The following is a 14549-nucleotide window of genomic DNA, read 5'->3' on the forward strand; positions in this document are numbered from 1 at the left end:
GTCCCTCCCCCAAGTGCAGATGAATCCCCACTGAGACGCAACGTCTACTTAGCGCTTGCCTCTTCAAATGCGAATCATTACCATTAATGTTTCGTTTATCTGACATTTCCCCATGCAAGTTCTGGCCGTCCTTCTTGGCCTGGCTGCGGCTGCGTGCCTGTACCTGGCCGCGCCCAACCAGGTCCTGCTGCCGCCCGGCAGGGTCACGCAACCGCGTATGCTGGGCTGGCTGGGCCTGGTCCTGGTCGTCGTCAGCACCTGGCTGTGGAGCAACACCGATGGCTGGCCCGCAGCCATTGCCGCCAGCCTGGTGACCGTGCCCTGCGCGCTGTCGGTATGGCCCTTTATCGCCACCTATGCCGCGCGCAAGCGCCGGGCAGCACGGGAGCAACGGGCATGAGCGCAGACCGCTCCGCAATGGGCACCAAATGGCTTGCCGGTGCGCTGCTCGGGCTGCCGCTGGCGGTGGCGCTGTGCACGCTGTTGATCCTGTGGCTGCCGGGCGGCTGGGAAACCGGCATCGTCGCGGCCGTGGTGGCCTGCCTGCCGGTGTGGGTGGCCATCATCAGCGCCAGCCTGCTGTTCCGTTCCAGCCGCACTGCCTGGGTCTGGCTGGGCGGCGCCAACCTGCTCTGCTTCGGCGCGCTCTGGCTGCTGCGCCTGGCCAGGCTGGCGCCGACGGCACTGGCCGCCTCCTGAGAACGCCATCATGAAAACCGCAACCCTGCGCCTGTACCAGACGCTGCATACCTGGGTCGGCCTGATGGCCGGCTGGGCCCTGTTTATCGCCTTCTTTGCCGGGGCGGTCACCGTGTTCCACCATGAGCTGCACGTTTGGCAGTCGCCGTCGCGGCTGAAAGGCAATGCGCAGTTCGAGGCCAGTACCGACCCGGCCGCGGTCGACCGCTTCATGCAGAAGCTGGTCGCGATCCACCCCGAGGCCGCGGCCAGCTCATACGTGATCATGCCGTCGGAGGGAGAGCCCAATATCGCGGCCTACTGGCAGGACCAGGCCGGCGAGTGGCAGATGACCACCGACGCCCGCCTGGCCGGCGGCGCCGCGATGCAGCGCGACACCTCGCGCGACCAGGTGATCGGCGAACTGTCGGCATTCCTGAACAGCCTGCACTACTCGCTGGGGATCCCGGTCGGCGGCATCTATTTCATGGGCGCGATCTCGGTGCTGTACGGGCTGGCACTGGTATCGGGCGTGCTGCTGCACCTGCCACGGCTGAAGAAGGACCTGTTTGCAGTGCGCCCCGGGCGCAACCTGAAGCGCTTCTGGATGGACACCCACAATGTGCTGGGCCTGTTCAGCCTGCCTTTCCACCTGGTCTTTGCCATCACCGGCGCGCTGTTCTGCCTGTCGCTGGTGCTGATGATGGCGTTCAACACACTGACCTTCGATGGCCGCCTGTTCGAGGCGGTGCCCCGCGCCACCACCGCCGTGCCGGAAGTGGCCGCGGCCAACCGCGCGGTGCCGACCATGCCCACGGCAACGCTGATGCAGATCGCGCGCGAGCACGGCGGCGAGCGATTCACGCCCGAGTCGTTCCGCTTCCAGCGCTATGGCGACGCCAACGCCGTGGTGGAGGTGCGCGGCACCAGCACGCAGGCACTCGGCAACCTGGGCTCGGTCGGCATCCATGCCGCCAGCGGCGAGCCCAACGCGGGCCAGCTGACCGCCAACCAGACCGCCGGCACGCGCGACAGCAACCACGGGCTCTACAGCGCGCTGTACGCACTGCATTTCGGCACTTTCGGCGAGCTGCCGGTGCGGCTGGTCTACCTGCTGGCCGGGCTCGCCGGCGCCTTCCTGTTCTATTCAGGCAACCTGCTGTGGATCGAGTCACGGCGCAAGCTGCGCCAGGCCGAGCAGCCTCGCGTGCACCGGCTGCTGGCGCAGGGCACGGTCGGCGTGTGCATCGGCTGCTGCATCGGCGTGGCGCTGTGCTTCCCGGCGGCGCTGCTGTGGCCGGAGCGCGCGGTGAGCTACACGTATTTCACGGTGTTTGTCCTGGCCTGTGCCTGGGCGCTGCTGCGCCCGCCGGTGCGCGCCGCGGTGGAACTGCTCTACGCCGCCGCGCTGGCGTGGCTGACGGTGCCGCTGGCGAATGCGATCCTGACCGGCGACCACCTGCTGCACAGCATCCCCAGCGGGCACTGGATCATCGCCGGCTTCGATATCGGCGCGATCGCGCTGGCCACGGGCTTTGTCGCCCTGGCCCGCGCCACGCAGCGCCGCGCGCGCAGTGGGCCGGCGGAGTCGGTCTGGGCGATGCCGCGGGCAGCCCAAGCCGCCCAGACCGCCAGGCCCACCGCGGGCGCCAAGGCGATGCCCAGCACGGATACGCCCTGAGCGCATGGCGCCCGCACGCAAGAACGGACGCAGCAGCGTCCGTTTTTGTTTCCTGGGCAGCACCAGCCCGGCCCCTGCCCTACACTATCTCAGGCCAACAACATCGAGCCTACCGCCATGGAATCGACCTTCCACCAGTTTTCCGAACTGTTCGCCCAGCTCGGCCTGGCCTCCGACGAAGCCAGCATCCGCAGCTTTATCGGCACGCACGCCCCGCTGCCCGACGATGTCGAGCTGGCCGAGGCACCGTTCTGGACCCCCGCCCAGGCCACGCTGCTGCGCGACGAACTGCTGGACGACGCCGACTGGGCCGAGGTCGTCGACCAGCTCAATCTCGCCCTGAGACAGCCGGCCTGAGGCCGCTTACGCGGCCAGCGTAGCCTCCAGCGCCTGGCGCAGGTCGGCGATCAGGTCGCGCGTGTCTTCCAGGCCGATATAAAGCCGCACCAGTTCGCCGGCATCCTGCCAGCCGGCCGGCGGCCAGGTGCCCGCCGGGCGCATGCCCTGCACGTGGTACGGCACGGCCAGGCTGTGGGCACCGCCCCAGGACCAGCCGATCGCAAACAGCTGCAGCGCCTCGACCAAGGCATCCACCTGCTGGCGTGTATAGCGTGCCCGCAGGATGATGGCAAAGAGCCCGCTGGCACCGGTGAAATCGCGCCGCCAGCTGGCGTGGCCGGGGCAGTCCGGCAGCGCAGGATGCAGCACGCGCGCAACCTCGGGCCGCTGGCGCAGCCACTCCGCCACTTCGCGGGCCGCACGGTCATGCGCGGCCAGGCGCACCGGCAGGCTCGGCAGCCCGCGCAGCACCAGGTGGCAGTCATCGGCGGAAACACCCCAGCCCATCAGCATGCGGGTGCGCTTGAGGCGGTCATGCAGCGCATCGTCGCAGGTCAGCACCGCGCCCATCAGCACGTCGCTGCCGCCGGACTGGTACTTGGTCAGCGCCTGCACCGAGATGTCGATGCCCTTGTCGAACGGGCGGAAGTAGATGCCGGCAGACCAGGTATTGTCGATCGCGGTCAGCACGCCGTGCGCCCTGGCCGCGGCGACGATGGCGTCGCTGTCGGGCACTTCCATGGTCACCGAACCGGGCGACTCCATCCAGATCAGGCGCGTATTCGGCCGGATCATCGCCGCCATCGCAGCAGCGTCCATCGGGTCGTAGTAGCGCACGGTCACGCCGAATTCGCGTGCCAGCCACTCGCCGTGGTCGCGGTTGGGGCCGTAGACGTTGTGCGGCACCAGCACGTCGTCGCCGCTCTTGAGCAGCGCGAAGTAGACCAGCGAGATCGCCGCCAGCCCCGACGGCTGCAGCAGCGTGTGGCGCGCGCCCTCCAGCAGCGCCAGGTGCTGGCACAGCGCCTCGCTGGTGGGCGTGGCGTGCAGGCCATAGCGCCAGTAGGTGGTGGCACCGTCGCCATGGGCGCGCAGTTCGGCGAGGTTGCGGAACACCACGGTGGAGCCGCGGTGCGTGGCGGGAGAGAACGAGGCAAAGCCGGGCGCGATCTCCAGCTCGGGCTGGACCGCAACGGTTTGCAGGTAATGGGCGGGCGACGCGGGCTTGTCGGATGGCGAATCGGACACGGCGGTTTCCTTGCTGGCTGCTGGCCGGACACGGCGCGCTGCCCCGGCGGTATCGCCCGGGCAGAAGCGTGGCACGGTCAGGAATGAGACTCGATGAGCCTCCGAGCTTACCAGCAAATGCCGGCCGCGCCACCGGCGATGGCAACGGCGGACACTAGTAAGCGGCTTACCAGCCGGAAATCGAGGACTTCGGCGGCGGCGGCGCGTAAGTGACGCCGCTGTTGGGCCTCATGTCGAACGGGGGGATCACCAGCACGCCCAGAGGGCGGATAAAGAACGGCAGCACGATGGCCGGGTTGAACGCGTCGGTCCAGGTGCCGCGCACGGCGCCGCTGGCGTCGATGCTGCCTTCCCAGTTGCCCGATACGCGGGTGCCGTCGTCGGACTCCTCCATCAGGAAGGCGCCGTCCTCCCACTCGCCTGCCAGCAGGCGCACACCGGCGCCACGGCCGGCGTATTCGCCACGCACGCTGTCGCGCTCGTCAGGCTTGGGGCCCAGGCGCAGCCGCACCGGCTGGTCGCCGACCTTGCCGACGTAGACCGGCAGCGACGCATATTCCGGCCGCGGCGCCAGGGGTTTTGGCGCGCCAGTGGAAAGCGAGGTGCCGCCGCGCCGGGCTTCGCCGTCGCGAATGGCCTGGTTGATGCCCAGGCCTTCGCCGCCGGCTGGCCCGGTGTTAACCGGGCCGGTCGACAGCTCGGTCGCCGGCGCTGCCTGCGCCGTGCCCGCCAGCGCGAGCACGGCGGCCAGGCCGAGCGCGCAGAGGTTCTTCGTCAGCGAAGCAAGGCGCAAGGCTAACCTCAGATACGCTCGAAGATGGCGGCAATGCCCTGCCCGCCGCCGATGCACATCGTCACCAGCGCGTAGCGGCCCTGCACGCGGTTCAGCTCATGCAGCGCCTTCACCGTGATCAGGGCACCGGTGGCGCCGATCGGGTGGCCCAGCGAGATGCCCGAGCCGTTCGGGTTAACCTTGGCCGGGTCCAGACCGAGCGCCTTGGTCACGGCGCACGCCTGTGCGGCAAAGGCTTCGTTGGCTTCGATCACGTCCAGGTCCGACACCTGCAGGCCGGCGCGCTCCAGCGCGATCTTCGTCGCCGGCACCGGGCCGATGCCCATGGCCTTCGGGTCCACGCCGGCATGGCCGTACGACACCAGGCGGGCCAGCGGCTTCAGGCCGCGGCGCTCGGCTTCGGCGCGCTCCATCATCACCACCGCGGCGGCGGCGTCGTTCAGGCCCGAGGCATTGCCGGCCGTGACCGTGCCGTTTTCCTTGACGAAGACCGGCCTGAGCTTGGTCATGTCGTCGATGGTGGCGTCATGGCGCACGTGCTCGTCGGTGTCGAAGGTCACGTCGCCCTTGCGGCCCTTGCTCACCACCGGGACGATCTGGTCCTTGAAGTAGCCGGCCTTGATCGCTGCCGAAGCGCGGCGGTGCGATTCCAGCGCGGCCTCGTCCTGCTGCGCGCGCGAGATGTCGTATTCCTTGGCGACATTCTCGGCGGTCACGCCCATGTGGATGCGATGGAAGGGATCGTGCAGCGCACCCAGCATCATGTCGACCAGGCCGGCGTCGCCCATGCGTGCGCCCCAGCGCGCTGCCGGCGCCAGGTACGGTGCGCGGCTCATGCTTTCCGCGCCGCCGCCGATGGCGACGTCGGTATCGCCCAGCAGGATGGTCTGCGCGGCGCTGACAATGGCCTGCAGGCCCGAGCCGCACAGGCGGTTCACGGTCAGCGCGGGGGCGTTGATCGTCACCCCGCCGTTGACGGCCGCGACGCGGCCCAGATACATGTCGCGCGGCTCGGTCTGGATCACGTTGCCGAATACCACGTGGCCGACATCGTCGCCCGACACCTGCGCGCGCGCCAGCGCCTCGCGCACCACCAGTGCGCCCAGCTCCGCCGGTGCCACATCCTTCAGGCTGCCGCCAAAGGTCCCGATCGCGGTACGGACACCGCTTACCACTACCACTTCACGCGTCATGACTTTGTCTCCATGAGGTTATGTTGCACCGCACAGTATAGCGGGACGCGGACGAAATCGAACGAGCGTACTTTTACCTAATCAACCCGTTTCAGACCGCGCCCCACAGGTCGTGGCCATCGGCGCCGGTGATCTTCACGTCGACGAACTCGCCGGCGCGATAGCGCTGGGCGTGGCGTTCCGGCGGCGCGATATAGACGAGGCCGTCGATTTCCGGCGCATCCGCGGACGAACGGCCGATGCCGCCATCCTGGTTGACCTCGTCCACCAGCACGCGCAGGGTCTGGCCGACCTTGCGCTGCAGGCGGCGCGCCGAGACCTCTTCGGCCACTTCCATGAAGCGGGCGCGGCGTTCCTCGCGCACCTCGTCGGGCAGCGCGCCCGGCAGGTCATTGGCGGTGGCGCCCTCCACCGGCGAGTAGGCGAAGCAGCCGACGCGGTCCAGTTCGGCTTCGGCGATAAAGTCGAGCAGGGTCTGGAACTCCGCCTCGGTCTCGCCCGGGAAGCCGGCGATAAAGGTGCTGCGGATGGTCAGCTCAGGGCAGATCTCGCGCCAGGCGCGGATGCGGTCCATGGTCTTCTCGGCATTGGCCGGGCGCTTCATGCGCTTGAGCACGTCCGGGTGCGCGTGCTGCAGCGGCACATCGAGGTACGGCAGCACATGGCCCTGCGACATCAGCGGGATGATCTCGTCGACGTGCGGGTACGGGTAGACATAATGCAGGCGCACCCAGGCACCGTACTGCGCGGCCAGCTCGCCCAGCGCCGCCACCAGCTCGGTCATGCGGGTCTTGAGCGGGCGGCCGTTCCAGAAGCCGGTGCGGTACTTGACGTCGACGCCATAGGCACTGGTGTCCTGCGAGATCACCAGCAGCTCCTTGACGCCGGCCTTGAACAGGTTCTCGGCCTCCAGCATGACCTCGGCCACCGGGCGCGACACCAGGTCGCCGCGCATCGACGGGATGATGCAGAACGAGCAACGGTGGTTGCAGCCCTCGGAAATCTTCAGGTAGGCGTAATGCTTGGGCGTCAGCTTGATGCCGGCGGCCGGCACCAGGTCGGTGAACGGGTCATGCGGCTTGGGCAGGTGCGTGTGCACCGCCTGCATCACCTCGCCCAGCGCATGCGGGCCGGTCACGGCCAGCACCTTGGGGTGCACCGACGACACGATGTCGTGGCCCGCCGCATCCTTCTTCGCACCCAGGCAGCCGGTAACGATGACCTTGCCGTTCTCGGTCAGGGCCTCGCCGATGGCGTCCAGGCTCTCCTGCACGGCCTCGTCGATAAAGCCGCAGGTATTGACCACGACCAGGTCAGCGCCGTCATAGGTGCCGCTGATGGCATAGCCCTCGGCGCGCAGCTGGGTGATGATCTGCTCGGAGTCGACCAGGGCCTTGGGGCAGCCAAGGGAAACGAATCCCACACGCGGACTATGGTCTTTCTGGGTCGTTGATTCTGAAGGGTTTTTCACAGTGCAATCCGAATGTGGGGGCGGGCGCGGCGAATATGCGGGGACAAGGCCGGCAGCCGGTGAGCCAATCGCGCATTTTAACCGTTTGCCATGAATTCTCGGCGCCTGACACCATACATGTGGCCCAGGCTGCGTCATTCCGGCGCGGTCGCGGCTCCCGGCAGGCCTTCCAGGACCCGCTCTATCTCCAGCGAGTCCTGCATGCGCCGGATGGCCGCATGCAGTTCGGCGGCCTGTGGCCAGGTCCGCTTGAGATAGCTGAGCCACAGTTTCACGCGCCCATGCTCATGGCACGACGCGATACGGGCATGCAGCTTTTTCAGGTAGGTGGCGATCTGGCGCAGCACCAGCGGCCACTCCTGGTCCGACGGCGAACCGTCCATCAGCCCGCGAATGCGCAAGGCCAGGAAAGGATCGGACACGGCGCCGCGCCCGATCATCACGTCGGCGCAACCGCTGACGGCCCGGCAACGCTCCCAGTCGGCGACGGTCCAGACATCTCCGTTGGCAATCACCGGCACGTCCACCGCCGCCGCAATGCGCGCGATCCAGTCCCAGTGGGCCGGCGGCCGGTAGCCATGGTCCCGCGTCCGGGCATGCACGACGAGCGAAGCCGCGCCGCCTTCGGCCAGCGCCGTGGCGCAATCAATGGCCAGCGAGGCATCGGAAACGCCCAGCCGCATTTTTGCCGTCACGGCGATATGGGCCGGCACCGCCGCGCGCACGGACGCGACGATCCGGTTCAACAACTCAGGATTCGTCAGCAGCATGGCACCGCCGCCATGCCGGTTGACGACCTTGGCGGGGCAGCCGAAGTTCAGGTCGATGCCATGCGGCGACAAGGTCGCGGCATAGGCGGCATTGCGCGCCAGCCATTCCGGATCGCTGCCGAGCAACTGGATCACCATCGGCGTGCCGCTGCGGGTATAGCCGCCGGCGAGGATTTCGGGCGTTTCGCGCTCGTAGACGCGGGCGGGAAGCAACGAACCGGTCACCCGGACGAACTCGGACACACAGCCGTCGTAGCCGCCAGTGTCGGTCAGCACGTCGCGCAAGACGTAGTCGGCAAGCCCTTCCATGGGGGCCAGGAACAGCCGGCTCATGGCGAAGCCTTCATCGAAGCAGAGAGCCGGGCCTTAAGGGGCGGACGAGCATATTGGATAACGGAGGGCATGGGTTTTCGCGCACAAAAGGCGAGTCCACACTGAGCCGCCGCTGGAGAGAGTTGCGTGATTGCGTGCGCCCGGGGACGCAGACCGCGCATTCTACCTGCTTTGCATCAGCACGGTTTTCAGGGATCGGCGATTCTCTTACCGTAGCCCACAGGCTACGGTAAGGTATGCTCAGCATCCGGACAACCCAAATTTCCGACCGCTGGTATTCGGCCTTGCGCGACCACGTCGCCAGGATTCGCATCCAGGTCCGCGTCGACCGCTTACTGAACGGGAATCCCGGCGACGCTAAAGCCCTTGGCGGTGGAGTCAGCGAAATGCGCGTGGACCACGGCCCGGGCTACCGCATCTACTTTCAGCAACGCGGCCAGGTAATTGTGATCCTGCTCTGCGGAGGCAACAAGTCGACCCAGCACGCTGATATCGAAAGAGCACGCAGTCTGGCGGCCAATCTTGATCTGGAGTGAGCCATGAAGGAACCAACCCGCCCCTGGGACTCCGCCGAGCATCTGAGGAACGATCAGGAGATCGCCGCCTACCTGGATGCCTGCCTGGCCGAGGCCGGCGACGACGATCGATTCATTGCCTACGCACTCGGGGTGGTGGCGCGTGCGCGCGGCATGACGCGACTGGCCCGCGAAACGGGCCTTTCGCGCGAAAGCCTCTACCGCTCGCTCTCAGGCGAAGGCAATCCGGAGTTCGGGACGATCTGGAAGGTGATGCGGGCGCTGGGCATCCGCCTGCATGCGAGCGCTGGCTGAGTGCCAGCCAGCGTGCGGGATATGCGGCGGGTGTAGCGCCCGCCGCTGCCAGTGTCTTACTTCTTGTCCGGCTGGTTGAACGGGAACGTCCCGAACATATTTTTGGCCTGGCTTTGCATCTGCTCCTGCATCTGCACGAACAGGTTCTTGCTCTGCTCGATGTAGTTGCTCATCATGCCCTGCATCATCGGGCCCTGCATGTTCATGAACTGCGACCACATGTCGGGGCTGAAGGTTTCGCCGGAATACAGGCCCTTGGAGTTCTCGGCCAGCTTGTTCTGGATGTCGATGAAGGCCTGGATGTTCTTTTCCAGGTAGGTGCCCATCATGCCCTGCATGGCATGGCCGTAGAAGCGGATGATCTGCGACAGCATCGCGCTGGAGAACATCGGCACGCCGCCCGTTTCTTCTTCCAGGATGATCTGCAGCAAGATGCTGCGGGTCAGTTCGTCACCAGACTTGGCGTCGACGACCTTGAATTCTTCTGAATCCATGACCAGCTGCTTGACGTCGGCCAGGGTGATGTAGGTGCTGGTCTGGGTGTCGTAGAGCCTACGGTTCGGATACTTTTTGATCAGTCGCTCTGCGCCTTTTTTGGTCGTGGCCATCGGTGCTCTGTCCTTGTGTCATCGCTGTTTGCGCGCTGCTGCACCGCATGGGGTGCAGTGCGCAAATCGGTATCGCCCGCGCCATCTGCTTGTTGTCGTGCCGGCCATCTGGTGGCCCGTTCGCGCATGGCTGCGCGTGGCGGCCTGCAGCCTCGCCCCCGCGAGGGCCGCGCTGCACGAACATGGTGCTGGCTGCGCCGCTGCCCTGATTCTATGCCCAACAAGGCACTAAGAAAAGCGACGGGGCTTAAGGAAAACCCGGTGAATTGGCGCAAAAAGCGAGGAATGCCGCGCGGGCAGAAACGATTCGCGGGCCTTGACGGCCCGCGAAACGGGCGGCGAAACGAAACGCCCGCCGCCTTGTGCGCCGCGCTGGCTGCACCGCAATACGCGGGCGCCAGCGCCGGCTGCCGACTGGTTGAACCAGGCCGGCAGGTCAGCCCATATGCAGGCCGCCGTTGAGCGAGAAGTCGGCGCCGGTCGAGAAACCGGACTCCTCCGACGACAACCAGGCGCAGATCGAGGCGATCTCTTCCGGCAGGCCCAGGCGCTTGACCGGGATCGTCGCGACGATCTTGTCGAGCACGTCCTGGCGGATCGCCTTGACCATGTCGGTGGCGATATAGCCCGGAGAGACCGTGTTGACGGTCACGCCCTTGGTCGCCACTTCCTGCGCCAGTGCCATGGTGAAGCCATGCAGGCCGGCCTTGGCGGTGGAGTAGTTGGTCTGGCCGAACTGGCCCTTCTGCCCGTTCACCGACGAGATGTTGACGATGCGGCCCCAGCCACGGTCGGCCATGCCGTCGATCACCTGCTTGGTGACGTTGAACAGCGAGGTCAGGTTGGTGTCGATCACCGCATCCCAGTCGGCGCGGGTCATCTTGCGGAACACCACGTCGCGGGTGATACCGGCGTTGTTGATCAGCACATCAACCTCGCCGACCTCGGACTTGACCTTGTCGAATGCGGTCTTGGTCGAGTCCCAGTCAGCCACATTGCCTTCCGAGGCAATGAAATCGAAGCCCAGGGCCTTCTGCTGCTCCAGCCACTTTTCGCGGCGCGGCGAGTTGGGGCCGCAACCGGCCACCACACGAAAGCCATCCTTGGCCAGCCGCTGGCAAATGGCGGTTCCGATACCACCCATGCCGCCGGTCACATACGCAATGCGCTGAGTCATGTCCACTCCTTGATTGGCTTCGTTATCGTCGCCGGGTCCGCGCCAACCGCGCGCGGCCCCGGAAAACCCCTTCCTTATTTGCGCTCGACTGCCAGCGCCACGCCCATGCCGCCGCCGATGCACAGCGAGGCCAGGCCCTTCTTCGCGTCACGGCGCTTCATCTCGTGCAGCAGCGTCACCAGGATACGGCAGCCCGACGCGCCGATCGGGTGGCCGATGGCGATGGCGCCGCCGTTCACATTGACCTTGGAGGTGTCCCAGCCCATCTGCTGGTGCACCGCCAGCGCCTGCGCGGCAAAGGCCTCGTTGATCTCCATCAGGTCCAGGTCTTGCGGGGTCCACTCGGCGCGCGACAGGGCGCGCTTGGAGGCCGGCACCGGGCCCATGCCCATCACCTTGGGATCGACACCGGCGTTGGCATAGCTCTTGATCGTGGCCAGCGGGGTCAGGCCCAGTTCCTTGGCCTTGGCCGCCGACATCACCACCACCGCGGCGGCGCCGTCGTTCAGGCCCGAGGCGTTGGCCGCGGTCACCGTGCCGGCCTTGTCGAAGGCGGGCTTGAGGCCGGACATGCTGTCCAGCGTGGCGCCCTGGCGCACGAACTCGTCGGTCTTGAAGGCCACCGGGTCGCCCTTGCGCTGCGGGATCAGCACCGGGACGATCTCTTCGTCAAACTTGCCGGCCTTCTGCGCGGCTTCGGCCTTGTTCTGCGAGCCGACGGCGAACTCATCCTGCGCCTCGCGTGTGATGCCGTATTCCTTGGCCACGTTCTCGGCGGTGATGCCCATGTGGTACTGGTTGTACACGTCCCACAGGCCGTCGACGATCATGGTGTCGACCAGCTTGGCATCGCCCATGCGGAAACCATCGCGCGAGCCCGGCAGCACGTGCGGGGCGGCGCTCATGTTTTCCTGGCCGCCGGCCACCACGATCTCGGCGTCGCCCGCCATGATCGCGTTGGCGGCCAGCATCACGGCCTTCAGGCCCGAGCCGCACACCTTGTTGATGGTCATGGCCGGCACCATCGCCGGCAGGCCGGCCTTGATCGCGGCCTGGCGTGCGGGGTTCTGGCCCGAACCGGCGGTCAGCACCTGGCCCATGATGACTTCGCTCACCTGCTCCGGCTTGACGCCGGCGCGCTCCAGCGCGGCCTTGATGACCACGGCACCCAGTTCCGGTGCCGGGATCTTGGCCAGCGAGCCGCCAAACTTGCCGACCGCGGTGCGGGCGGCGGATACGATGACAACGTCAGTCATTGTGTAGTCCTTTCAATGGAAACGGGAGGGAACCTGCAGGCCTGCCGGCGCCGTGCATGACGCACGCCGGCACTCATGCAAGCGTCATGCCTTGGCTTTGACGTATCGCCCAGGCGCGGGTTCGATTGCGCGATAGCGCGCATTGCCATAGTTGGCGGGCGCGGCGCGTTTCGCGCCGGCCTGCCCGGCCAGCCATGCGGTCCAGTCCGGCCACCAGCTGCCGTGATGCTCGATGGCGCCGGCCAGCCATTGCTGCGGCGACTCCGGCAGCGCATCGTTAGTCCAGTGGCTGCGCTTGTTCTTGGCCGGCGGGTTGATCACACCGGCGATATGGCCCGACGCACCCAGCACGAAGCGCAGCTTGTTCGCCAGCAGCGCGGTCGAGGCATAGGCCGCGGTCCACGGCACGATATGGTCTTCGCGCGAGCCGTAGATATAGGTCGGCACGTCGATGCTGGCCAGGTCCACCGGCACGCCGCACACGGTCAGCTTGCCCGGTACCTTGAGCTCGTTCTGCAGGTAGGTGTGGCGCAGGTACCAGCAGTACCACGGCCCCGGCAGGTTGGTGGCGTCGCCGTTCCAGAACAGCAGGTCGAACGGCACCGGCGTGTTGCCCTTCAGGTAGTTGTCGACCACGTAGTTCCACACCAGGTCGTTCGGGCGCAAGAACGAGAAGGTATTGGCCAGCTCAAGGCCGCGCAGCAGCGCGCACGGCGCGCCGGCGCCGCCGCCCAGCGTGGCCTCGCGCAACTGCACATGGCCCTCGTCGACAAAGACGTCGAGGATGCCCGTGTCGGCAAAGTCCAGCAGCGTGGTCAGCAGCGTGACGCTGGCGGCCGGGTGCTCGCCGCGCGCGGCCAGCACCGCCAGCGCGGTCGAGACAATGGTGCCGCCCACGCAGAAGCCGAGCACGTTGATCTTGTCCTGGCCGCTGATGTCGCGCGCGACTTCGATGGCGCGGATGGCCGCGTGCTCGATGTAGTCGTCCCAGGTGCTGCCGGCCATGCTGGCGTCCGGATTGCGCCACGACACCAGAAACACCGTATGTCCCTGCTCCACCACATGGCGCACCAGCGAGCTCTCCGGCTGCAGGTCCAGGATGTAGTACTTGTTGATGCACGGCGGCACCATCAGCAGCGGGCGCGCGTGCACCTTGTCGGTCAGCGGCTTGTACTGCAACAGCTGGAAGTACTCGTTCTCGAAGACCACGGCGCCTTCGGTCACCGCGACATTGCGGCCGACCTCAAACGCGCTCTCGTCGGTCTGCGAGATCTTGCCGCGTGTCAGGTCTTCCATCATGTTGCGCACGCCGGCACGCAGCGATTCGCCGCCCGACTCGATCAGCAGGCGCTGCGCCTCGGGATTGGTGGCAAGGAAGTTGGCGGGCGACATCGCATCGACCCATTGCGAGATCGCGAAGCGGATGCGCTGGCGGGTCTTGGCATCGGCCTCGACGGCATCGGCCAGCTCGGTCAAGGCGCGCGCATTGAGCAGGTAGAACGCGGCAGCGAAGCGATATGGGAGGTTGGTGCGCCATGCGTCGCCGGCGAAGCGCCGGTCGTGCAGCGGACCGGTGGCCTCGGCCTTGCCCTCGGCCATGGCCTGCCACAGCGCTGAGAAGTCCTTCATGTAGCGCTGCTGGATATCACCCAGCTGCGCCGGCGCGATCTTGACGCCTGCCAGCGCATCCAGGCCCGGAATGCCGGACGCGGCCGCGTGGCCGTTGCCTTCAGTGCCCTGCCACTGGCGGGACCATTCCAGCCATGTGGCTGGATCGAATGGCCCCGGCGTGACCTTGAATGGTTGGGACTTGCCTTCCTGCGTGGAAGCTGCCGCGCCTTTGCCGGTCGCCATGATTTGATTGTCTCTCTGCCGTCACTATTCGAACCGGCTCCGGGCATTGCCCTGGCCGGCACTTTGCATGGGGAGATGCTATCCGAATGGACCCGGCTTGCGCCTCCCCCAAAGCGGGAGGGTCTGCCGGCACATCTGCCCTGGAACTGGCTGGAAGCCCTCGACCGCACCTGCTGCGGCCGTGGCTTGCGTCCATTCCGATAGCGGCTCCCCTTTTATCCGGCAAGCGCGACATTCTCGCATGGAGACGCCATGCGCTATGCTTGCCGGAGAAACCTGGGAATCGTCAGCGATTCCGAGACATTTGAGTCCATTGTT

The 14549-nt window shown here is 66.8% G+C and carries 15 protein-coding genes; 6 read left to right on the plus strand and 9 right to left on the minus strand.

Annotation, left to right across the window (positions count from 1 at the left end):
- Nucleotides 1–112 precede the first annotated feature (112 nt).
- The 4 genes from I6H87_RS18775 to I6H87_RS18790 all read left to right on the plus strand — a co-directional run bounded on the left by I6H87_RS18775 (nt 113) and on the right by I6H87_RS18790 (nt 2716).
- Complete coding sequence (locus tag I6H87_RS18775) at nt 113–400, plus strand: hypothetical protein (RefSeq protein ID WP_011615093.1); 288 nt, start codon at nt 113–115, stop codon at nt 398–400.
- On the plus strand, nt 397–699 hold the full coding sequence (locus I6H87_RS18780) for a hypothetical protein (protein ID WP_011615092.1): 303 nt from the start codon (nt 397–399) through the stop codon (nt 697–699). Before I6H87_RS18775 ends, I6H87_RS18780 begins: the two co-directional genes overlap by 4 nt.
- Nucleotides 700–709: 10 nt before the next feature.
- Nucleotides 710–2359 (plus strand): PepSY-associated TM helix domain-containing protein, encoded by a 1650-nt coding sequence (locus I6H87_RS18785; protein ID WP_011615091.1) that lies wholly within the window; start codon nt 710–712, stop codon nt 2357–2359.
- 117 nt (nt 2360–2476) lie between these two features.
- A complete protein-coding gene (locus I6H87_RS18790; RefSeq protein WP_010810122.1) occupies nt 2477–2716 on the plus strand; it encodes a DUF2789 domain-containing protein in 240 nt (79 codons plus the stop codon).
- Nucleotides 2717–2722: 6 nt separating this feature from the next.
- On the opposite strand, the gene I6H87_RS18795 is transcribed toward I6H87_RS18790, so the two are convergent.
- The 5 genes from I6H87_RS18795 to I6H87_RS18815 form a co-directional block, all read right to left on the minus strand.
- Entirely contained in the window at nt 2723–3946 is a 1224-nt protein-coding gene (locus I6H87_RS18795; protein WP_011615090.1) for a cystathionine beta-lyase, read from the minus strand.
- A 166-nt stretch (nt 3947–4112) separates the two neighbouring features.
- Entirely contained in the window at nt 4113–4739 is a 627-nt protein-coding gene (locus I6H87_RS18800) for a hypothetical protein (RefSeq protein WP_010810124.1), read from the minus strand.
- A gap of 8 nt (nt 4740–4747) precedes the next feature.
- Entirely contained in the window at nt 4748–5932 is a 1185-nt protein-coding gene (gene bktB, locus I6H87_RS18805) for a beta-ketothiolase BktB (protein ID WP_011615089.1), read from the minus strand.
- Between the two features lie 91 nt (nt 5933–6023).
- Nucleotides 6024–7403 carry a 30S ribosomal protein S12 methylthiotransferase RimO gene (gene rimO, locus I6H87_RS18810; RefSeq protein WP_041687282.1) on the minus strand — a complete coding sequence of 460 codons (1380 nt, stop codon included), beginning with the start codon at nt 7401–7403 and terminating at the stop codon, nt 6024–6026.
- A 134-nt stretch (nt 7404–7537) separates the two neighbouring features.
- Nucleotides 7538–8506, minus strand: a complete 969-nt coding sequence (locus I6H87_RS18815) for a tRNA dihydrouridine synthase (RefSeq protein WP_011615087.1) — start codon at nt 8504–8506, stop codon at nt 7538–7540.
- Between the two features lie 236 nt (nt 8507–8742).
- Here I6H87_RS18815 and I6H87_RS18820 point away from each other — a divergent pair, with 236 nt between their 5' ends.
- Both I6H87_RS18820 and I6H87_RS18825 read left to right on the plus strand, forming a co-directional pair.
- The gene (locus I6H87_RS18820; RefSeq protein WP_011615086.1) at nt 8743–9042 is read left to right on the plus strand and encodes a type II toxin-antitoxin system RelE/ParE family toxin; all 300 of its coding nucleotides are present in this window, start codon (nt 8743–8745) and stop codon (nt 9040–9042) included.
- 3 nt (nt 9043–9045) lie between these two features.
- Nucleotides 9046–9336 carry an addiction module antidote protein gene (locus I6H87_RS18825; RefSeq protein WP_010810129.1) on the plus strand — a complete coding sequence of 97 codons (291 nt, stop codon included), beginning with the start codon at nt 9046–9048 and terminating at the stop codon, nt 9334–9336.
- Between the two features lie 56 nt (nt 9337–9392).
- On the opposite strand, the gene phaR is transcribed toward I6H87_RS18825, so the two are convergent.
- The 4 genes from phaR to I6H87_RS18845 all read right to left on the minus strand — a co-directional run bounded on the left by phaR (nt 9393) and on the right by I6H87_RS18845 (nt 14231).
- Nucleotides 9393–9944, minus strand: a complete 552-nt coding sequence (gene phaR, locus I6H87_RS18830) for a polyhydroxyalkanoate synthesis repressor PhaR (RefSeq protein ID WP_010810130.1) — start codon at nt 9942–9944, stop codon at nt 9393–9395.
- A 436-nt stretch (nt 9945–10380) separates the two neighbouring features.
- A complete protein-coding gene (locus tag I6H87_RS18835; protein WP_010810131.1) occupies nt 10381–11121 on the minus strand; it encodes a 3-ketoacyl-ACP reductase in 741 nt (246 codons plus the stop codon).
- A gap of 74 nt (nt 11122–11195) precedes the next feature.
- On the minus strand, nt 11196–12377 hold the full coding sequence (locus I6H87_RS18840) for an acetyl-CoA C-acetyltransferase (protein ID WP_010810132.1): 1182 nt from the start codon (nt 12375–12377) through the stop codon (nt 11196–11198).
- Nucleotides 12378–12461: 84 nt separating this feature from the next.
- The gene (locus tag I6H87_RS18845) at nt 12462–14231 is read right to left on the minus strand and encodes a class I poly(R)-hydroxyalkanoic acid synthase (protein WP_011615085.1); all 1770 of its coding nucleotides are present in this window, start codon (nt 14229–14231) and stop codon (nt 12462–12464) included.
- Nucleotides 14232–14549: the final 318 nt, after the last annotated feature.

The organism is Cupriavidus necator, from assembly GCF_016127575.1.
GTDB classification, from domain to species: domain Bacteria; phylum Pseudomonadota; class Gammaproteobacteria; order Burkholderiales; family Burkholderiaceae; genus Cupriavidus; species Cupriavidus necator_D.